Below are 19,768 nucleotides of genomic sequence, written 5' to 3' on the forward strand. Positions count from 1 at the left end.
ATCCCCGACTTCTTTTCTCTCATTCCCAGGCTGAGCCTGGAAATGAGGTGAAACCTGGTCACTGGTCACTCCCTATGGAAATATAGAATTGAAAAAGTTATAAAACTGTAACCGTCCATAACCAAGAAATTGACCGTGTGCGTTCTCTCCTGGTGGAAATGCTGTTACTCCAAACAGATAAACTCCTGCGACCGATGGATTTCTTCTCGGCTTTAAACCAATGGTCACAATTTTACCTGGAGACAAAGGTGGATCGAAGGTAAGAGAGACTATTTTTGTTTTGCGATCGCTAGTAGCATCTTTGAGTCCTATCCGTTGTCCTCGTTCGGAGCGAGTCCCTTCAAAGGCTGTACTGTCTTCAAGATCGAAGCGTATACGATCCGCTCCTTCTCGTTGATTAATTGTTATCTTTTGCAGTGGTTCTCCGGCAGTTGCCGGTATGCTGATAGTGAAGTAGTATGTTGCACCCCACACATAAACATCCTTATAAGTTGTCACTACCTCTTCTAGGCGGGGTGGTTGAGTAAAGTACACTTTACCGTCTCGCAACTGGACTGCTTGACTCAAGTTACCGGGATAACTACCAATTGCTAAAGTACAAGCCATTGCTGTACTAAGTAAATATGCGGCACGCATTGCTTCTTAAACTTCAAGGATAGGACAGGCTGTACACCCTGTTTTGTAAGAAATTTTCCTTACACTTAATATGCTAACACTTCGCAACTTCTTGACTCTTCTTAACAAGATGTAAATATCATTAAGAATTTCATCAGAGAAATTACGGTGTAATTTAGGGCAAGGCTCAATTCTTTGTCAGATTGCAAATGATTGTTAAAGATAATTGATACTTGTTGTCAAAATCCTTTGTTAGGATAGACACTGTAAGTATAAACATATGCAATTTTTCTATGAACGCTATTTCTAACGTCGAACTGAAACGACCCATTTGGCAGGATGTTGCTATGCTGACATTGGGTTTCTGGCTGAGTGCTAGCCTGATTTTAAGTTGGGTAATTATGCCTAGTTTGTATGTAACTGGCATGATGACTCAGCCCAGTTTTGCATCAGCAGGTTACGCGATTTTCTGGAATTTTAATCGCATTGAGTTATTCTGTGCGAGCTTGGTATTAGCTAGTGTATTGGCAGCATGCAGTACAAAATCTAAGTGGCGTCTGAGTTCAATTGCCTTATCAGTGTTGCTGCTTGGTATAGCTTTAGTGGATACCTATTTCTTGACTCCGCAAATGTCGGCTCTTGGCGTTCAACTGAATATCTTTGAAACTGTTCTTGAAACTCCGGCAAATATGAACTTGTTACACGCTAGTTATTGGATGCTAGAAGCAGTCAAACTACTGGCAGGTTGTACGTTGTTAAGCTGGTGTAACAGGAATCAGTGACCAGTGACCCTTACGGGTATCTCTTTCGGAGACGCTTCGCGAACGCCAGTCGCCTGGGCGTGGGAGACCCGCCTCATGCGCGCTGGACTCACCAGTGACTAGTGACCAAATAGATTGTTTAAGTGAGGAATCAGAGTTCAATAATAATAGCGCTACTTTCAAATGAAAGTAGCGCTATTGCTCTTATTAAATTCAGGGGTAAAATATAAAAACTAGCTCCCTAAGGTTTATTAAAACTGAGCGTGCTTTGACTTCTTACACTGCACGACGGGTAACTAAATTCCACACAAAAATAGCAACAAGCGCACCAACAACTGCTAACGCGATACCGGGAATACTAAGAGCAGTGGCGGTTAGCGAGAATTGTCCCGTGCTGAAGAATACACCCAAACTACCACCAACAAAAGCACCAATAATTCCTAACAAAATTGTTCCTAGGATTCCACCACCTTGGTGACCGGGATAAATAGCTTTAGCTATGGCTCCAGCAATCAAACCTAAAACAATCCAAGCAATAATATTCATTGTTCTAAATGGGGTAAACTGCTTTACTTTGACAATAACAGAATAACAATTCAGACTTTTATGTTTAATCTGTCATTAGAACTAATTATTGACAAGCCTTTAGTTAGAAGTAAATAGATTTATTTCTTAAGATGTACACTAGGATTTAGAGGAATTAAAAAACTCCTAGTTAGTCCCAAACTAGGAGATTGCAAATTTATTGCTTGGTAATTGCATTCTAAAAATTTTTCAGAGGCTATCTGCTCTCCCAAAGGAGTAAAACTTAAGAACGAATTTGCTTTGTGCTTTGCACATAGTATGTACGAAGTGCATAGATGGACTTTGTTTGTATAGACGCGATTTCCAATCGTCCAGTATTTTTTCCAATTTGGGATGCTACCTGGGTAATGAGCATGAGACGAGCGCTCAAAACTTAAAAAAGTGAAAGTGCATCAATACCCACAGTTTTTGACGCAATTACCCCAATAAGTACGATGAAACCTAGCGTTCTACGAAAATAATTGACACCTTGAAATAATTCCAAACATGCCCAGATAAATAAAGAACCAAAAGCTACCCAGTCTAACACTAGATTGATTTCACCTGTCGGAAAAATTAGTTTAAGTAAACTAGCTACCACCCAAACAATAATTGGTGGGTTTGGCATCTGAGCTATAACAATTTTGCCATTACTGTCGCGGAAGATTTTATCAAATAATGTATTTTTCATGGCTTTAAGTTACAACAATTACGAAGAAGTAATAACTTACATAAAGTACATTTGCATTAAAACATTTGAATTTTTCTCTTACAAGCACCATTATGCTGAGATTAGAAGCGGCAAAGAATATTCATTAGGACTTATGCTGTGAGAGATACCTTCGTACAAAATTACTATAATAATGACAAAAATATAGTACAAATGTTTTTAAACGCTAATGACTTACATTTATCCTAAACAGCCGATCTCAGGAAAATAATTCTTTATCCAATGCCCCATGCCCATTGCCCCATTTTATAGATATCTCGCTTTCCGCTGTTCACTTTTCCCTGTTTACTGTTTACTTGTAACTATTCACTGTTCACTGTTCACTAATAATGGTTCACTCTACCCTTATAGCACCACTCTATGTTGACCCAGTGATGGGGAATGATGCCAATTCTGGAACGAGGTCAAACCCCTATCGAACTCTGACTCGTGCTTTAAAAGCAACACCATCAGCAAAAATGATTCAGCTTGCACCCGGAACTTACAGTTCTGCTAGTGGTGAGGTGTTTCCTCTTGTCATTCCCGATGGGGTAATAGTGCTAGGGAATGAAGCAACTAAAGGTAAAGGTATTTCGATTTCCGGAAGTGGTGAGTATCGCAGCCAAAGTTTCGGGACGCAAAATATAACATTATTGTTACAGGGTGATGCCCAATTAATAGGCGTGACACTCACAAATCCCATGGCAAAGGGAACTGGTGTTTGGATTGAATCCACTTCCCCAACAGTAGCTAACAACACTTTGACGAAGTGCGGACGGGAAGGGGTGTTTGTGAGCGAGACTGCTGAACCTGTCATTCGGGATAATTTGTTTGTACAAAATACGATCGCTGGTCTGGTAATGGCACGTCATAGCAAAGGAGAAGTGTTGCGAAATGTTGTGCAAAAAAATTCTTTGGGGATAGCAATTAGCGATTTTGCTGCTCCTTTGGTGGCTCATAATAAAGTATCAGAAAATAGCACTGGCATGGCTTTCTCTCGCAAAGCTCATCCGGTATTGCGTCACAATCTCATAGAAAAGAATATTCAAGATGGTTTATTGATAAATGGAGAAGCAATTCCTGATTTGGGTAGCCCTCAAGAACCAGCAGGTAATATTTTTCGTAATAACGGTCGATTTGATGTCCGTAATGTGACTTCTAAAAAGTTAATTTCTGTCGGAAATCAGTTATTGGTTTCTCAAGTACGAGGACTGGTTGAGTTGGTAACGTTGCCGGAAAATTCCGTACAGCCAGTTTCAGTTAAGACAAAATTTACGGATATGGCTGGGCATTGGGCAACGGCTTTTGTAGAAGCATTGTTGAAGAAAAACTTGATAAGCCCGTTTCCTGATGGAACTTTTCAACCAGATGCACCTATAACTCGCGCTCAATATGCTGCTTTGGTGGCTGGTGCTTTTCATCCTGTTGCCAAGCGCCAAGTTCCTGAATTTACAGATATTTCAAAAGATTATTGGGCTTATGATGCCATTCGCATTACAGCACAGTCCGGTTTTGTGAGCGGTTTTAACAATCGTACTTTTCGACCAGAGCAACCTGTTTTGAGATTGCAAGCGATCGTTTCCTTAGTGAGTGGGCTTTCCCTGTCGGCAAAATTTAGCGAGGACTTGGTTAATTATAGCGATCGCAATACCATTCCCAAAGCAGCTCTAAGTGCAGTTGCAACAGCCACAGATAATAAAATTATTGCTAATTTTCCCGATCCTAAGTTAATTCAAGGGAATCGAGAAGCAACACGAGCTGAAGTAGCAGCAATGGTTTACCAAGCTTTAGTAGCAATTGGAACAGTTCCTGCTATTGATTCGCCTTATATCGTCTCTCTTCCCATAATAGAAGTAGAATGAAAGACACCTGTTGATTTCTGGGTAACTCTTGACAAAGAAAACTGTAGCTAAAAACACACAGGCTTTATGAGAGGGGAGCAAAATCAATGTCTATTGCCAGCAGGCGATAGCCAAATGTTTACAGCAAAACAGCCGGAAACTTCTGCCGACTTAGCAGTAGCTTTATTAATTCATTATAGTTTTGACCTGAGTGGCTACAGTGCCATTGAGCTTATTGAACTTTGGCAAAAGCAATACCCAGGCAACTGGTTGCACTTAGCAGCGATCGAAGCACTGTATCAAGGTCGATATAAGGCAATTTCAGTGCAGCAAATATTAACTTGCTGGCAAAGGAGGGGACAAGCCATTTTCCATTTCAATATGGAATTTGAACGCTTGATTTGCAGCAAATTTCCCCAAAGCTTAGCTGTAGTTGCCAAAATATCCTCAGCCACTGCTTTTACTTCAGGATATGAGGAAACGACGCAGCAAGTTGCGAAGCCATTGGCTGAGACAGATTTCCCATTACAGACACCTGATGTTGAGGCGATCCCCGTGGAAACAAATGGAGTCAACACATCTCTTAACTTGATACCAGAACAGGAAGAAATTTCGCCATCTTATTTAGAGGATTTAGAGGAGATAGTCCCAGTTACGACTAACAATCCCCCTATTGGTCAATTTACTCCAGAAACACGGGCAGGTTCTGAGTCTTTTACATCAAAATTAAAAGCAATTTCCTATGAGGAATCTCCTTCTAGAAGATTGCTGTCCGGGCGGGGCGTGCGAGCGAGTGTAGTGTAATTTTTTTCAGTAAAGGCAATTTAACCCTTATCTTTAAGATAGATCCTTATGGGCGATTGCCCACAACGAGGTCATGAAAATTTTCTTACTCCCTACCCCCTACTCCCTATTTTATTAACTCGATTCTGCAAAGTAATGGTGAGGGCTGATAATACGATCCTCATGTTTTTGATTACACCCCATATAGCAACAGCAATACTGATAATGGCTTCTGCCAAAGGGGGAGAATCAAAGCCTATAAGCACAGGGAGGGCGCTTCCCGGTTTGATAGTCCCTTAATGCTCCAGAGGACACTACAGTTCGCCCGTCTCTTCTAAAAGTAGGGATTTGTCCTTTTTGCAAAGCTATATACAACGTGCTTTGACTCACGCCCAAACGTCTTGCTGCTTCTACAAGCGAAATACCATGCTTGACCATAATATATAGTGCTTACCACTTTTGGTAGAGAAGGTTATACCGTCACTGTTTCAGCAATCTTAAAAAATTCTAACATTATTCTGATGTACATCTAATAAAACGTGAAATACGAGGTCGTTATTGTGTTGGGTTATATGTACAATCTAGTTATATTTAAGCTACTTGAAATTTTCTACTTTACTTAACCCCAGTAAGATGGGCAATAATCGCTATTAACGCATCGGGGTCAAAAGGTTTTTCTGCAAATACAGAAAATCCAGACTCAAAAGCAAGTTTGCGTCCTTCTTCCGTAACACAAGCTGTTATAGCAATAGCTGGAAGTTGTTGTATCCATTTATCTTTAGAAATTCTTATTTGACGAATCAATGAATAACCATCATCATTTGGCATAACAATGTCGCTAATTAAAACATCTGGGTTCCATTGTGCCAACAGTAATAATGCTTCTCTTACGCTATTCGTCACCTTTACCAACACCGAGTGTATCTCAAGAATTATTTTGATTAATTCCAAGCTATCGTTATTGTCATCTACTACCAGCACTCGCAAATTGTTTAGAGATGATTTTTGATAGGTGAAAGTGTAACTCATTATAAGTAATCTTCTATTGAAGGGAATTATTTTTACCTGTTATTAACACTTAACACGGCTTGTTTCCTTGAAAGCTTAATACTTTCTGTAATCCCATTAAAAAGTAGCCACAAAAACAGTATAAAGTAGGATTTAAGTATTTTTACTCAGTTATTTAAGGATTGACAGATTTAATGCTTTATGGGTTATGCATTAACACTCCCACAGTAAGAAACCGTGGAAGTGTCAATGCGTTCTATATTCAGGGTCTTTATAGTGGCTGACCCCGTTTGAATTAAGAAATTTAATCTTATATTTAGATTCTCATCAAATTAGTCATTTTTTTTAATGTTTAATATTTTCTTTAGATTTATACAGATAATTTTCCCCCATTGTTTTGCCATCCGACATTACCCATAATGCCTTGGATTTCGCACAGTAGCGCTTTTGTAGAGGTAAGAGGGATTCTTCATTACCCTGCTAACACGGCGTGTCTTAGCACTCACTCGTTACACTTTTTAAAATTTCTTAAAAAATATTTATAATGTAATGAGATAGCAGTCTAATTTAGATTACTAGGAAGGCAACAGCGTATGCAGAAGCAAGGTGTCTCACTGGCAGAGGCAGCAAGGCGTTTGGGTGTGAGTCAGAGTACTTTGTATGTGGCTGTGCAAAAAGGACAAATCTCTGCTTTTAGAAGATATGGGAGAACTGTGATTTCTACTGGAGCCTTAAGGGACTATCAAGTCAGGCAGCGCCCTACCACTCCTTATAGGCTCTAGCGCTACGTTTTGATTTAAAGCACGACTCACGATCGTGTACTGGCAAAAACGATTACGCGAAGAACTGCCTAAATTAATAGAAAATTGAAGTGAGGGTTTTAGCCCGAATGCAGCTTTCCGCTTGTTTCTTTGTAAATATGCTATAAATATGCCCGATACTCCTAACTCACCCACAACCCGTAAGTCCAGTACAACCGAGCATACACTATTGCTTAGCGATCGCCAGATCCGCTACATGGCAATTGCTGAGTGGCAAACCCTGTTCGAGCAGGAAAAATCCGTTGCCGAAATGTTTCACGTGGCGTATTTAGCTGAGGCTGAAGAAGCATCGCAAAGACCGCTCACCTTCGTCTTTAATGGTGGACCAGGCGCTGCTTCTGCTTATCTGCATATGGGAGCATTAGGTCCGAAGCGCATTTCTTTTGGAGAATGTGGCAGCTTACCCAAACCTCCCGTTCGTTTGGTGGACAACACTGAATGTTGGCTAAGCTTTACGGATTTGGTATTTATCGATCCCATAGGTACGGGCTTTAGCCGCACCATACCTCAAGACAAAGATGATCGGGAGGGCAAAGACAGCGAGAAAGCCAATCCTCAGGAGGCAAATAAACCCAAGGAAACAGAATTTTGGGCAGTCGAGCGAGACTTGAAAGCACTCGGAGAGTTCATTCAACGATTTCTCTCGCAAAAGAAGCGATGGCTATCTCCCATCTTTATTGCAGGAGAAAGTTATGGAGGTTTTCGAGTTGCGAGATTAGCCCGCAAGCTACAACAGGAATTTGGTGTTGGTCTCTCCGGTGCCATTTTGATTTCTCCGGCTTTGGAATTCAGTTTGCTTGAAGGAAGCGACTATAACCTCACATCTTGGTCAACTTTGATACCTTCCTTTGCCGCCGCCGCCGCACATCATGGACGCGCTCAATGGGCGGGAGAACCGGGTAATTTACAAGCTCACGTAACGGCTGCAGAACAATTTGCCCGCACAACTCTGATTCCACTTTTGGCAATGGGAGATGGTGTAACATCTGAGGAACGTCAGAGAGCATATCAGCAGCTTGCAGGGTTAATTGGTTTGCCTGTAACGCTTGTTGAGAGACACTCAGGAAGAATCGGTATAGAAGTTTTTTCAAGGGAATTGTTGCGCGATCGCCAACGGATTGTAGGATTGTACGATGCTTCCATAACTGCGATCGATCCTTTTCCCGACCGTATCAATTATGAAGGAACCGACCCTACCCTTGGTGGATTGGATCGGTTATTTACGGGGGCTATTAACAGTCACCTACGGGATACCCTCGGCGTTGAAACCGATTTGTCTTACCATCTCCTCAATTTTGAAGTGTTCAAAGCTTGGAAATATGACATTCAAGGCGAGTTTAAGCAGGGCTTTATTGGGTCGGTAGACGATTTGCGTGTGGGAATGGCTTTAAATCCTTATATGCAAGTGTATATTACTCATGGATTTTTTGATTTGGTAACTCCTTATTTCTCCTCAAACCATCTAGCAGATATGATGAAATTAGATCCAGTAATTCGTCCTAATCTGATTCTAAAACATTTTCAGGGTGGGCATATGTTCTATGCTTGGGATGAATCTCGCGTTTCATGGTTTGCTCACATACAAGCTTTTTATCAAAATGCAGTAGCTTGATACAATTTCAAGATCGAGCTGCGTATTACTAATTTATGCACAGATTAGCATAGATTTAAGGTGCTCTGCTCAACCGCTACTTCTACAGGTATCCATCAAGTAACTAGCTTGAACTAGCGTTGTTAACTTATGCTAAATAAGTTATTGTAGAGGTGTTGGCTACCATAACACCTCTATGCTATGATGAAGAGAGCTTAACAGTTGGCTACTAGATCTGCTAAATGGCAGGTAGGCAGGTGACTAACTAAGAGCTAAAAACTAGTAACTAAGCTAAGTCTGGCGGCATAGCCAAGTGGTAAGGCAGAGGTCTGCAAAACCTCCATTCCCCAGTTCAAATCTGGGTGCCGCCTTTTCAGAAAAGCCCTACAGTTGGCAGGGCAGCTTAATGCTGAGAATTATCAAATATTTGATTTTGCTCAACTCTTTTTTAGTTATATTTGTACTACTTTCTCTCTGTTTTTGTTGTCTGATAGTAGTTCTATGTATATATAGTTGTCTCTTTATAGAGCAAACGAGCCCATTCTTTTCTGATATTTTGCAGACTATTTAAATCTTCCCTATCTGCCCAAACACCTCGTACTTTTTTCATTAAATTCCAACGTTTTGTTTGTTGATTCTCGCGAACAAATATCTCTTATTGTTTTGATGTAACTTGATTATCAGACATATTCTAACATTTTTATTCCTAAATTTTCCATAATTTCAGTTTGGAAATTTTGGCGGTCGGCTTTAGCTTGCTCTCGGTCGGCTTTAGCTTGCTCTCGGTCGTTGTATAGGGTAAACGCATTAAAATTTCCAAAAGAACCAGAATTATGAAGTGTATAATTTTCAAATTCTGACTCTTCTATAGAAAAATTAGATTTTTGATTAACGAAACTTATGTTTTCTAAGAATCATAATAATTTTTCTAATTCTCAATAGAAATAGTTGTAAGAATCTCAAAGAGAAATTAGATAAAATTTTAATTTTTTATCCAAAATTCACTAAAGAATTAATTCAATTTAATTGAATTTATAAATTTATAATTCCCTAAGAATTTTTTCCAGATACTCATTATCCCATCCGGCTTTGTTCCGTTTGCGTTTGACTCCAGCTTTCACTGTTTTCTCTTGATTCAAGAGATTGAGAGCAATATGCCTAAGAATTGCCAAATTGTGAGGCGCATTATCTTTTCTGATTCGCGAACTATCTTCATTAAATTGAACATCCAAAACCCAATGCAGTTTATTTTCTATGCTCCAATGTGTGCGTGCTCCTTGGGCTAATAATTCAGCATTATTAGGCAGACTACTAATAAAATAACGAGTTTCCAATGTCGTTGTCTCATTTTCTGTCCGCCATGAGTTTATCATCCCAATACTTGTAAGTGAGGACCATTTATTTTCTGGATCGATTAAGTCTTGAATATTACTCAACACTACGCATTGTCGAATTTCTTGACGACCATGACCTAATTCATCTTGACGAAATTCGCTTTTATCAAACCCTTGAAATTGGTTACTAATCGCTGATTTAAATAGAGAGTCAACTCTTTCGTATAAGGAATTTTGATTCTTTTTTAAAGCAATAACGTAGTCTCCACCTTGTTCAACAATCTGGTTGACGATTTCTTTCTGACATCCAATTGCATCTATGGTTACAATGCAGCCGTGAAGACATAAAACTTTTAGCAATTTAGGAATTGCTGTGATTTCATTCGACTTTTCATCAACCTTGACTTGTCCTAAAACCAAACAATTGGCAGATACCCAAGCACTAACCATATGTATGGCTGCTTTATCATTTGACGTATCATAAGAACCCCTAAGTGTTTTTCCATCAATTGCAATTATCTCTTCATTTGTTAACTTACTAATAGATTGAATCCAACTTATAAAACTTTTTTGAAATTGTTCGGGATTGAGGCGAGCGAATAATCTTGCAAAAGTATCATGGGAGGGAATACCGTTCGGTAATTCTAAAAATTTTTTCAACCATTCCTGTTTTGACTCCCCAAACAACTCAATATCTTCCCATGTGTCCGCTCCACAAATAACAGCACAAATAGAAATTGTTATTATATCAATTAATTTATGCAATTTTCTTCGTTCTATTCTAGGGTCATCAATATTGCTAAAATGTTCAGCTATAGTAATTTTAGGTTTTAGTTTCATCTCTGATTAATAATTCTGAAATTTTTTGAAAAAATTTATTTTAAATCTTCAAATGATACAGAAGTTGAATACAGTTTTGAGATTAGCTTAGCAACTGTGTGACGGGCTGATTTTTTATGTTTTAGCATTTTTTTCGCTAGCTCAATTGCTTCATTTACACTCTTACTTGATTTTGTTACATTTTCAAAATTAGGAGGATTTGATTCTGTTACTAATTCATTCCCTAATTCAGTTTTTGGTAGATTTGATTTTGTTACATTTTCAAATGTGTCCAAATTAGACGAGCGAGAATTTGTGATTGGTTTAGATTCGCTCTTGAACCCCTGGATTGATTCTGTGATTTTTTCATCTCGGAATTCTGCCGAAGGCACTATCGCTTGGCGATCGCCCTTCGGGCTGGACTCAGAGTCTGCTATTGATTCTGTCACTAATTCATTTATCTCCGATTTTGAATTAGTGTCAAAATCAATCTTTTCTCCAGAGTCAAGCCTGTGAGCTATCTCCATGACTTGTGCGGCAATGATTTTTGGCACACGAATAGTCATTGTGTCCGGATTTTTCCAGGTAGCTTTCCTGCCTGCGTTTTCACGTCGCCCTCCTCGATTGCTACTTTTTAACAATTTCATTCGACTTCATTCTACCAAGAAAGTTACTGAATTTGTCACACAATCATTTTAACTACTACCTTAGCCTAAAATCAACTTATGAGCCTGTCTCCATTTTATTTAATTCAGGTACGGGTATAGGTTGCGATCTCTAGTTTTCGCGAGCGCAACCTATACCCGAATTTTGATTTTATCACTTATTCATTTTCTGAGGTTTTTGATTCTTACACAAATTCTACCTTGGCTTCAGCATTAAGTCTAAAAGCTTGTTCTACAATACTTTCCAATTCTTTTTATCACTTCAATAAGGTTGCATTTTCACGCCGCCCGACCCAATTATCTTTTCGTAATCACGTTTGATTGAACCGAATACTGAATTCATCACATCTCAAGTGCAGCTAACTGCCCTAGCAACTAAATCTCCAGCATTCTGATTCATGCCTATGTATTTTTGTCAAGTTCATTTTTGACAAATTTTAATGCGTTTGCCCTAGTCGTTGTACGCCTCATCTGCAAAATTCCCAATGACCGTTACAAGATGGCTAATGCTTTCTTGCAATTCGGTTTTAAGTTCCGCGTTCGCTGTTGAAGAAGTACGTGTATTTTCTTCAATAAAAGTTATAATTTTTGTCAATAGTTTGTGTTACTAAATAAAATTGCTTCAATTCCATCCCGCACTCGCATCAATTCCTGATACTGCTCCTCAATCCAAGCTTTTTCTGCTTCACGTTGTTCTATTGTTTCTTGACGATACCTGAGTTTTCTAGCGAGGAAACCACTGTAAAACATTAGCCCTTGTTCAACTGCGTTTTCAACTAATCTGACGAACTCATCAAAAATCGTCGTAACAATTGAGTCCAACTTTATCAAAACTTCCTTCGAGCATTTATCAAACTGCTCCCAACTAAAAAAATCCCATTATTTATCTCTACGGGATCAACTAAAATTTATAATTCTACCTAGTTCACGTAAGGAGTCCGAAGATTATATAACTCAACAAGCGTTAGCAACTGGATACAAAGGTTTTGCTCCTTCTAGTTAGCAAGAATTACCAGACTTAACTGTTGCTAACCTTTACTGGTACTTTAAAGCAAAAAAACAGTAAATTCTAATAATTAATGGCACGAAGCGAGAAAGAAGGTTCAACGCTTTCGCTCCATTTTTACTCTTTTATTCGGGTCTTGCTTGTGAACCCAGGCTAGGAATTTTTGTAGTTGCGGATCTTGTTTTAGCTTCTCCAGAGTATTTAGGTGCAGTGCCAGGTGAGAGTTGTCGTAGAGAATATGAATTTGCCGATGGCAGGCAGAGCAAATTTGAATCGTGGGGCTGGGGTCAAGCCCCTTGCGCTTCGTCTTTTGGCGGGGAATTAGGTGGTGTTCTGTGAGAGCGAGCATCTCTCGATGGCAAAGTTCGCAGGGTAGCGGCATCGCTTAGAAATGAGTGAATAGTGGGGAACGGTGACACGTAACTCGATCCTAACATCGCCCTCCTGGTACGACATTACAAACCCATCAGGTTCACTTCCATGCTGCAACCCATTTTCAAAAGACATGGTGAGGGGGGAAGGCAGAAAACAGACGGTAGCGGGGGTTTTTATTTGGACTTTTAATTAAGCAACTTGTAACGGCTTTGTTGGTATTATTCTAGGTTCTGGGAGTGGTTTATTCTCTTCAGTCAGCATCTCAACGAAAGTTTCTATAACTTCCCGACCATTTTTGGCAGCTTCTTCATAAGTTCTATCATGGGTATGAAACTCCTGCCAGGGAAACTCTGGCAAGTGTACCAAAAAGAGTTGCTCCTCTTGTGACCATTGAATTACCATGCTGTAGTGATAGCTCATGCTTCTGGTTCCTCATTGTGAGTAGGTAGTAATCCATGAACACGCAATTGGTCGATTCACTAGTGCAGATAATCGAATCTCTTAGCCCAGAAGAGCGTATCTTTTTACAAGAGCGATTGAGCAGCAAGCCAATTCAAGTAACAGTTGGTGTATGCGGTGGACAGCCACGCATTCGTAATACACGCATTCCTGTGTGGACACTAGTCGCTTTTCGTCAACAAGGAGCAGATGATGAGGAGTTACTACGGAACTATCCTGCTCTAAACACTGATGATTTAACTGCTGCATGGATATACTACGAACAACACCGAGAACAACTAGATCGGGCAGTTACCAGGTATACTGAGGACAACGATGATTAAATTCTACTCTAATGAGAATTTTCCAATAGATATAGTCAGAGAACTGCGTCAGTTTGGATATGATGTCCTAACTTCCTACGAAGCAGGGCAAGCAAATCAAGGTATTCCTGATGAGGGTGTTCTTACTTTTGCAACACAGAACGCTCGCGTTGTCATCACTCTGAACCGTGATGACTTCATCATATTGCATCAAAGCGGTATTTCTCACAACGGTATCATCATATGTAAAACTGATAGAGATTACATAGGACAAGCTCAGTCCCTCTATACTTACCTGCAAGACCTAAAGTCGCAAGGTTATGACTCTACAGTAGTACTGCAAAATCGCCCAGTTCGGATCAAAAAGCAGAATCAACCTAAATCTAGTAGACAAGTTTTTATTATTCAAGAATACCCAAGATAAGTAGCAGTGGTCTTGCAGTTTTCTACATAAATTCATTAGTGAAATTACGTAATTAGTTATACAGATGACAAATCTGGCACAGTGCTATTAAACTCAATGAGCATACGCAGTTAACTTTTGCTGTATATAACTCAAACTAATACTTGAAAAAATTATGGGAATTGTTATTTTCTTAGGTGTATTGATTGCAACTTTAGCTGTGATTTTTGTCAATAGCTATAATGACTTAGTAAAATTTCGTAACCGCTACAAAAACTCTTACGCTCAAATTGATATTCAATTAAAGCGCCGTTATGACCTGATTCCGAATTTAATCGAAACAGCTAAAGGTTATATGAAGCACGAGCGGGAAACTTTAGAAGCAGTTATCGCTGCTCGGAATTCTGCTATCTCTGCAAGTAGTCGCGCTTCGCAAAATCCGGGAGATCCTCAAGCAATGCAGCAATTGGGAAATGCTGAAGCCGTTTTAGCAGGTGCATTGAGTCGCATCTCTGTCCTTTCAGAATCTTATCCAGAGTTGAAAGCAGACCAAACAATGAGTCGGGTGATGGAGGAGCTATCTTCTACTGAAAATCGGATTGCTTTTGCACGCCAATCTTACAATGATTCGGTAACTCTTTACAACACAAAAATAGAAGCATTCCCTAGCAATATCATCGCAAGTAGTTTTAACTTTGTTGCTGCTGCACTGTTGCAAGAAGCCACACCAGAAATGAGAACAGCGCCTCGCGTGTCTTTTTAAAGAGTATATGAATTTTTTTGAAAATCAGGACCGAGCACGCCAAAACACTCAACAGTTAATTGGGTTGTTTGTTTTATCAATAATGGCAATTATTGGAGCAGTTTACGTTGCTACGCTATTTTTTCTCCGCATGGCTCCTAGAATTTGGTGGCATCCACAATTATTTCTGTGCGTTGCAGGTGTCACGACAGTTATCATTGCTCTAGCTAGCTTTTACAAAATGGCTTGCCTCAGAGACGGTGGAAGTGCGATCGCTACTGAGTTGGGTGGAAGATTACTGATATCAGATATGGCAAATCCTAGCGAGCAACAACTGTTAAATATTGTAGAAGAAATGGCGATCGCCTCTGGCATCACAGTACCGTTTGTTTATGTCCTTGACTCAGAACAAAGCATCAATGCTTTTGCTGCAGGGTTTACTCCCAACGATGCGGTTATTGGAGTCACCCGTGGTTGCATGGAACAACTCAACCGGGATGAGTTGCAAGGTGTGATAGGTCATGAGTTCAGCCATATTCTTAATGGAGATATGCGGTTGAATTTGCGTTTGGTAGGATTGCTTCACGGTATTTTGTTTCTTTACCTGACGGGAGTCTTTATCCTACGCTTGCGTAGCAGCTACCGTAACGAGAGAGGTTTTTGGCTGTTTGGTTTGGCATTGATGTCGATTGGAGGTGTAGGATTTTTTTGCGGACGTTTGATTCAAGCAGCAGTTTCCCGACAACGAGAATTCCTTGCTGATGCTTCAGCCGTCCAATTTACCCGTAACGCCGATGGTATTGCAGGAGCGCTTGAAAAACTAGAAACAAGAGGTTCGGGGCTGTATTCTCCTGCTGCTGAAGCCGCAAGTCATATGTTTTTTGGCAATGCGCTTCAACTTTCTTTATGGGAAGATATGCTAGCAACTCACCCACCACTTTCCGATCGCATCCGCCGTATTCGCGGTTTGAACTATAAACCATCTGGCTCTGGCGTTCAAAGCCATTCTCATGCTCACGGTTCGGTAATGGGTTTTGCTGGTAACAGTTCGTCTACGATGGATTCTGCTGTTTCCCCAGAAAAGGTTGTCAATCAAGTGGGAAAAGTAACTCCAGAGCATTTTACTTATGCTCAAAAGATACTGGCAGATTTACCAGAATCCCTACGTTTGGGCTTGCAAAAGCAACAAAGTGCAATGGCTATTATTTATGCACTGTCATTAAATCATACTAAATCTCAGGTGCGCGATCGCGAAGCGGCTCCTCTGGAGCATCGCCAACTTGAGTGGTTGCGAGAAGTACAACCTGCTGAGGTAGTAGAAGAAACTCTATTGTTTGGTAAAGAAATAGCCTCGTTAGATCCTAGTATGCGCTTACCTCTAGTGGATTTAGCAATACCCGCATTACGTCAATCTTCTCCTAAAGAGTGCCAACAAATTTGCAAATGCGTTAAGGGTTTGATTAAAGTGGGTGGCGACTTATCACTATGGGAATTTGTTTTACAGATAGTGCTGTGGCATCGTCTCGAACCTTGTATCCATCCAGAATCTTCATCCAAAACAGAGCAATTTGACAGCATACAAGAGATTTGGTCAGATTGTATCCTCGTGCTTTCCGCACTAGCAAAAGTCGGACAATCTCAACCCGATGCGATCGCCTACGCTTTTCGTAGCGGAGTTTTTAAACTTCCCAAAGTAGAGCAACAAGAAAAACCGGAAACACCAATTGCTTGTAATTTTGCTGGAATTAAGAAAAGCCTCGATCGCTTGCGTCTTGCTAGTCCCAAATTGAAGCAAGCGATAATTGATGCTTGCGCCCATACCGTGATGGTTGATAATCGAGTCACTCTTGAAGAAGCAGATTTGTTGCGAGCGCTCGTCATTACTTTGGATTGTCCCATACCTCCATTTTTAATTCCTCGTAAGAAGGCAGAAGTAAGGAGGCAGAAAGCAGAAAAATAGGGAATAGGGAGTAGGAAGTAGTTAACAGTTAGTAGGGGCGCGGCGGCGTTGCGCCCCTACACTGGTCAGGTGATTATTGCTCGCTGGTCACTGTTATGGTAGATATCTTATTTTTCTCAACGCGCACTTTTTCTGCAATGATATCGGATTGGCGACATTCTTGAGCGACTGACGATAAATTTACAAAAGCCTTAGAACTGTTCCCATCTCCCATGTCAGATAACGCTCGCCCTACACCTTGCAAACAAGTATTCATTGTTACAATATCAGAATTTTTTTGTTTAAGTTGTTGTTGCAGTACTTGGATTTGTTGTTTGCTATGCTTCAACTGCTTTTGCGCCTCTTGAAGCTGTTGTTGCGTATCTTGCAATTCAAATTTAACATTATCTAAATCCATGGGAGACACGCATCCACATAATGTCAAGAGTATAGTGACACAAATTGTCCCAACTTCTAGCCGAAAAGAGTTCTTCATCATAGGGATACCTTCACTCAGACATAAATTATCTTTTACCGTAGAATTATCTGTATAAAAAGCTTTTTTCAAAATTTTTATAAAAGTAGCTTTTGCGATCGCATGAAGGCGCAAGCCGTACCCGGCTTATCGCTGTACTTAGTACATACAGAAACATATTTGTGTGTCTGTATATGGTCTAACTTTTTAGAGTCTTTTACAAATGAGATATTAATGTTTATTTCAAACTTTTATGTTGGTAGCTTTATGTTATTTTGACTCAACGGAGTCGAACAGTCTAATTTAAATTGATAAAAATTTGACAAAATGAGGAAATAAAAATCCCCCAGAAAATTGAATTTGCTTTTGAGTAAATGTGCCAAACTGGCAACAATGGTTTACTAGATTTGATATTCATTTATGTACTGGGGTCGTTTTATTGATATCCACCGAAAACGACCCCACAGCACTTCAAGTCAAGTGCAACAAACAACACAAACTATTTTCAATTTTACTTTCCCTATTCTTTAGAAAAATATGTTAGATAAAGTGTGAAGTATCAAGTGTTAAGTATGAAAAGTTGTTATTTACGATCCTTGATTCTTCATGATTCTTTTCATCCTTTATCTTTTCTTGACATGGGGAATCATTGCAGAAATCTTTTTATAATCACCATCACAACATGATTGGGCAGTTACTAGCAGGGCATTACAAAGTCCTTGAAGTATTGGGTGAAGGGGGCTTTGGACAAACTTATATTGCTGAGGACACTCACCTCCCCGGAAATCCTAAATGCGTCCTCAAACATCTCAAATCTTCTAGTACAGACCCGGAAATTTTAGAAACTGCTAGAAGATTATTTCAAAAAGAAGCGGAAACATTGCAAAAGTTGGGTAGTCACGACCAGATCCCCCGACTATTTGCATACTTTGAAGAAAATCAAGAATTTTATTTGGTACAAGAATTTGTAGATGGGTACTCTCTCAACAAAGAAATAACTTTAGGGCTTAGATGGACGGAAAGCCAAGTTATCCAATTGCTCATTGAAGTACTAAGCATTTTGGAGTTTGTCCACAGCCAAGGAGTAATTCATCGTGATATTAAACCTAGCAATCTCATTAGACGCACTTCAGATAACAACTTAGTTCTGATTGACTTTGGCGCAATTAAACAATTGCGAAGTCAAACAGCAACTCGCACGGGACATAACAATCTCACTCTGATTGTCGGAACTCGCGGGTATATGCCTTCCGAACAAATTAGACGCTTACCCCGTCCCAGCAGCGATATCTACGCCTTGGGGATGATGGGTATTCAAGCACTGACAGGTGTGTACCCGCACAAACTCCAAGACGATCCGAACACAGGAGAAACTTTATGGCAGCATTTAGCTTGTGTTAGTCCCGGATTAGCTGCTGTCTTAACTCAAATGACGCGCTATCACTTCAAAGATCGTTATCAAACAGCTACTGAGGCTTTGTGTGCGCTTCGAGAATTAGCATCTCACCCCAATCAACGTTCAAATGCTCAAGCGACTGTTACAACCACAACTCTACACGAACTGACTTTGGAATGGGAAGAAGGAGAATTAGCTAAGAATCGTAAAATTACTGAGAAACAACACAGCAAGAAGCCCGGTAGAGTTCGTATTGGTCGCAATCCCGAAGAGTGCGATATTGTCTTAAACGATCCAACCGTATCAGGGCTGCATATTGAAATCTTTTTTCATCAAGCAAGGGAAAGGTTTTATTTGCGGAATTTACGCCAAAGAAATCCTCCTATTGTTGATAAGCAATTGCTTTTGGCTGGTGAAATTCCACTTTTTATCGGCAGCAACATACGTTTGGGACAACTCAATGTTAAGGTGAGTGCGATCGCAAGCAAAGATTATCCAGCAGGCTATGTTCCAATTGAATTCGCACTTGTACCGATAACCCCGCAACAGCCTGTTGTGAAAACTATACGGATGCCCAAAGTTCATAGCATCAAAGAACACTCAAAGCTGATTTTGCGATCGAGTCGATCGACCATTGCCTCAATACCTAACAAAGTGCCACGCTTATTAGGAGTCAGTTTTGCTGCTTGTGCGAGTGTAATTGGTGGATTGGTCTTTTTTAACGCCGACAATACAAGCGGAAGTAACGCACAACAGAGTTGGCTCTCCGAAAAACCCCAACTTTGTCGTATTGTTTCCCCTCCAGGTGGTAGATTCATAGCTAAATTACGTCCCGAACCAGGAACGGAAGTTGGCACAATCAAACAACTCAAGCTAGGCGAAAGGGTTTTATTTTTGCGCTCGCGCGGTGATTTTACTGAAGTTGAACTACCCGATGGTACTCAAGGCTGGCTTTTTGGGGATGAGATCCGACCTTGTATTGCATCAAATAAGGGATAGGGGATTGGCGATTGGCGATTGGCGATTGGCGATTGTAAATTAATTTCCTAATCCCCGAGTTCCCCAGTCCCCAGTCCCCAGTCCCTAATCCCCAATCCCTAATCCCTTTTTCTAAATTTATCCTTGCCAGAACACAAACCTTTTGAATAATGGAAGTAACC

22 protein-coding genes and 1 tRNA gene are annotated in these 19,768 nt (G+C 40.2%); 11 read left to right on the forward strand and 12 right to left on the reverse strand.

Going from position 1 to position 19,768, the window contains the following annotated elements; genetic code table 11:
* Nucleotides 1-72 precede the first annotated feature (72 nt).
* The gene (locus ACKTT2_RS25235) at nucleotides 73-636 is read right to left on the reverse strand and encodes a DUF2808 domain-containing protein (RefSeq protein WP_407891695.1); all 564 of its coding nucleotides are present in this window, start codon (nucleotides 634-636) and stop codon (nucleotides 73-75) included.
* 272 nt (nucleotides 637-908) lie between these two features.
* Here ACKTT2_RS25235 and ACKTT2_RS25240 point away from each other — a divergent pair, with 272 nt between their 5' ends.
* Nucleotides 909-1,397: a hypothetical protein gene (locus tag ACKTT2_RS25240; protein WP_407891697.1), complete on the forward strand. Its 489-nt coding sequence runs from the start codon at nucleotides 909-911 to the stop codon at nucleotides 1,395-1,397.
* A 255-nt stretch (nucleotides 1,398-1,652) separates the two neighbouring features.
* Here the strand turns inward: ACKTT2_RS25240 and ACKTT2_RS25245 are convergent, their stop codons facing one another.
* Together ACKTT2_RS25245 and ACKTT2_RS25250 are read right to left on the reverse strand one after the other, a co-directional pair.
* Nucleotides 1,653-1,922 carry a GlsB/YeaQ/YmgE family stress response membrane protein gene (locus ACKTT2_RS25245; RefSeq protein WP_407891699.1) on the reverse strand — a complete coding sequence of 90 codons (270 nt, stop codon included), beginning with the start codon at nucleotides 1,920-1,922 and terminating at the stop codon, nucleotides 1,653-1,655.
* A 412-nt stretch (nucleotides 1,923-2,334) separates the two neighbouring features.
* Nucleotides 2,335-2,631 carry a hypothetical protein gene (locus ACKTT2_RS25250; RefSeq protein WP_407891701.1) on the reverse strand — a complete coding sequence of 99 codons (297 nt, stop codon included), beginning with the start codon at nucleotides 2,629-2,631 and terminating at the stop codon, nucleotides 2,335-2,337.
* A 368-nt stretch (nucleotides 2,632-2,999) separates the two neighbouring features.
* On the opposite strand from ACKTT2_RS25250, the gene ACKTT2_RS25255 reads away from it, so the two are divergent.
* Both ACKTT2_RS25255 and ACKTT2_RS25260 read left to right on the forward strand, forming a co-directional pair.
* Entirely contained in the window at nucleotides 3,000-4,511 is a 1,512-nt protein-coding gene (locus tag ACKTT2_RS25255; protein ID WP_407891703.1) for a DUF1565 domain-containing protein, read from the forward strand.
* Between the two features lie 66 nt (nucleotides 4,512-4,577).
* Nucleotides 4,578-5,294 (forward strand): hypothetical protein, encoded by a 717-nt coding sequence (locus ACKTT2_RS25260; protein ID WP_407891705.1) that lies wholly within the window; start codon nucleotides 4,578-4,580, stop codon nucleotides 5,292-5,294.
* A gap of 228 nt (nucleotides 5,295-5,522) precedes the next feature.
* On the opposite strand, the gene ACKTT2_RS25265 is transcribed toward ACKTT2_RS25260, so the two are convergent.
* Together ACKTT2_RS25265 and ACKTT2_RS25270 are read right to left on the reverse strand one after the other, a co-directional pair.
* Nucleotides 5,523-5,711, reverse strand: coding sequence for a helix-turn-helix domain-containing protein (locus tag ACKTT2_RS25265; protein WP_407891707.1), 189 nt, complete (start codon nucleotides 5,709-5,711; stop codon nucleotides 5,523-5,525).
* A 177-nt stretch (nucleotides 5,712-5,888) separates the two neighbouring features.
* The gene (locus ACKTT2_RS25270) at nucleotides 5,889-6,302 is read right to left on the reverse strand and encodes a response regulator (protein WP_407891709.1); all 414 of its coding nucleotides are present in this window, start codon (nucleotides 6,300-6,302) and stop codon (nucleotides 5,889-5,891) included.
* Nucleotides 6,303-6,874: 572 nt separating this feature from the next.
* Here ACKTT2_RS25270 and ACKTT2_RS25275 point away from each other — a divergent pair.
* The 3 genes from ACKTT2_RS25275 (at nucleotide 6,875) to ACKTT2_RS25285 (ending at nucleotide 9,064) form a co-directional block, all read left to right on the forward strand.
* On the forward strand, nucleotides 6,875-7,063 hold the full coding sequence (locus ACKTT2_RS25275; protein WP_407891711.1) for a helix-turn-helix domain-containing protein: 189 nt from the start codon (nucleotides 6,875-6,877) through the stop codon (nucleotides 7,061-7,063).
* A 148-nt stretch (nucleotides 7,064-7,211) separates the two neighbouring features.
* Complete coding sequence (locus ACKTT2_RS25280) at nucleotides 7,212-8,714, forward strand: S10 family peptidase (RefSeq protein WP_407891713.1); 1,503 nt, start codon at nucleotides 7,212-7,214, stop codon at nucleotides 8,712-8,714.
* A gap of 278 nt (nucleotides 8,715-8,992) precedes the next feature.
* Nucleotides 8,993-9,064 (forward strand) — tRNA-Cys (locus ACKTT2_RS25285).
* A gap of 669 nt (nucleotides 9,065-9,733) precedes the next feature.
* Here ACKTT2_RS25285 and ACKTT2_RS25290 read toward each other — a convergent pair.
* The 6 genes from ACKTT2_RS25290 to ACKTT2_RS25315 all read right to left on the reverse strand — a co-directional run bounded on the left by ACKTT2_RS25290 (nucleotide 9,734) and on the right by ACKTT2_RS25315 (nucleotide 13,312).
* Entirely contained in the window at nucleotides 9,734-10,867 is a 1,134-nt protein-coding gene (locus tag ACKTT2_RS25290) for an ISAs1 family transposase (protein WP_407891715.1), read from the reverse strand.
* A gap of 35 nt (nucleotides 10,868-10,902) precedes the next feature.
* Complete coding sequence (locus ACKTT2_RS25295) at nucleotides 10,903-11,412, reverse strand: hypothetical protein (protein WP_407891717.1); 510 nt, start codon at nucleotides 11,410-11,412, stop codon at nucleotides 10,903-10,905.
* A gap of 550 nt (nucleotides 11,413-11,962) precedes the next feature.
* Nucleotides 11,963-12,106, reverse strand: coding sequence for a hypothetical protein (locus ACKTT2_RS25300; RefSeq protein ID WP_407891719.1), 144 nt, complete (start codon nucleotides 12,104-12,106; stop codon nucleotides 11,963-11,965).
* A complete protein-coding gene (locus ACKTT2_RS25305; RefSeq protein WP_407891721.1) occupies nucleotides 12,103-12,333 on the reverse strand; it encodes a hypothetical protein in 231 nt (76 codons plus the stop codon). The genes ACKTT2_RS25300 and ACKTT2_RS25305 overlap by 4 nt, the downstream gene beginning before the upstream one ends.
* A 281-nt stretch (nucleotides 12,334-12,614) precedes the next feature.
* Nucleotides 12,615-12,899, reverse strand: coding sequence for an HNH endonuclease (locus ACKTT2_RS25310; RefSeq protein WP_407891723.1), 285 nt, complete (start codon nucleotides 12,897-12,899; stop codon nucleotides 12,615-12,617).
* Between the two features lie 182 nt (nucleotides 12,900-13,081).
* Nucleotides 13,082-13,312, reverse strand: a complete 231-nt coding sequence (locus ACKTT2_RS25315; RefSeq protein ID WP_407891725.1) for a type II toxin-antitoxin system HicB family antitoxin — start codon at nucleotides 13,310-13,312, stop codon at nucleotides 13,082-13,084.
* A 35-nt stretch (nucleotides 13,313-13,347) separates the two neighbouring features.
* On the opposite strand from ACKTT2_RS25315, the gene ACKTT2_RS25320 reads away from it, so the two are divergent.
* The 4 genes from ACKTT2_RS25320 to ACKTT2_RS25335 all read left to right on the forward strand — a co-directional run bounded on the left by ACKTT2_RS25320 (nucleotide 13,348) and on the right by ACKTT2_RS25335 (nucleotide 16,758).
* Nucleotides 13,348-13,674: a DUF433 domain-containing protein gene (locus ACKTT2_RS25320; protein ID WP_407891727.1), complete on the forward strand. Its 327-nt coding sequence runs from the start codon at nucleotides 13,348-13,350 to the stop codon at nucleotides 13,672-13,674.
* Nucleotides 13,667-14,077, forward strand: coding sequence for a DUF5615 family PIN-like protein (locus ACKTT2_RS25325; RefSeq protein WP_407891729.1), 411 nt, complete (start codon nucleotides 13,667-13,669; stop codon nucleotides 14,075-14,077). Before ACKTT2_RS25320 ends, ACKTT2_RS25325 begins: the two co-directional genes overlap by 8 nt.
* 154 nt (nucleotides 14,078-14,231) lie before the next feature.
* On the forward strand, nucleotides 14,232-14,819 hold the full coding sequence (locus tag ACKTT2_RS25330) for a LemA family protein (RefSeq protein ID WP_407891731.1): 588 nt from the start codon (nucleotides 14,232-14,234) through the stop codon (nucleotides 14,817-14,819).
* Nucleotides 14,820-14,826: 7 nt separating this feature from the next.
* The gene (locus ACKTT2_RS25335; RefSeq protein WP_407891733.1) at nucleotides 14,827-16,758 is read left to right on the forward strand and encodes a M48 family metallopeptidase; all 1,932 of its coding nucleotides are present in this window, start codon (nucleotides 14,827-14,829) and stop codon (nucleotides 16,756-16,758) included.
* 73 nt (nucleotides 16,759-16,831) lie between these two features.
* On the opposite strand, the gene ACKTT2_RS25340 is transcribed toward ACKTT2_RS25335, so the two are convergent.
* Complete coding sequence (locus tag ACKTT2_RS25340; protein WP_407891735.1) at nucleotides 16,832-17,236, reverse strand: hypothetical protein; 405 nt, start codon at nucleotides 17,234-17,236, stop codon at nucleotides 16,832-16,834.
* A gap of 658 nt (nucleotides 17,237-17,894) precedes the next feature.
* On the opposite strand from ACKTT2_RS25340, the gene ACKTT2_RS25345 reads away from it, so the two are divergent.
* Entirely contained in the window at nucleotides 17,895-19,607 is a 1,713-nt protein-coding gene (locus tag ACKTT2_RS25345) for a protein kinase domain-containing protein (RefSeq protein ID WP_407891737.1), read from the forward strand.
* Nucleotides 19,608-19,768 lie beyond the last annotated feature (161 nt).

This window comes from Scytonema hankhaensis NUACC26, assembly GCF_045865695.1.
Lineage (GTDB): Bacteria > Cyanobacteriota > Cyanobacteriia > Cyanobacteriales > Nostocaceae > Scytonema.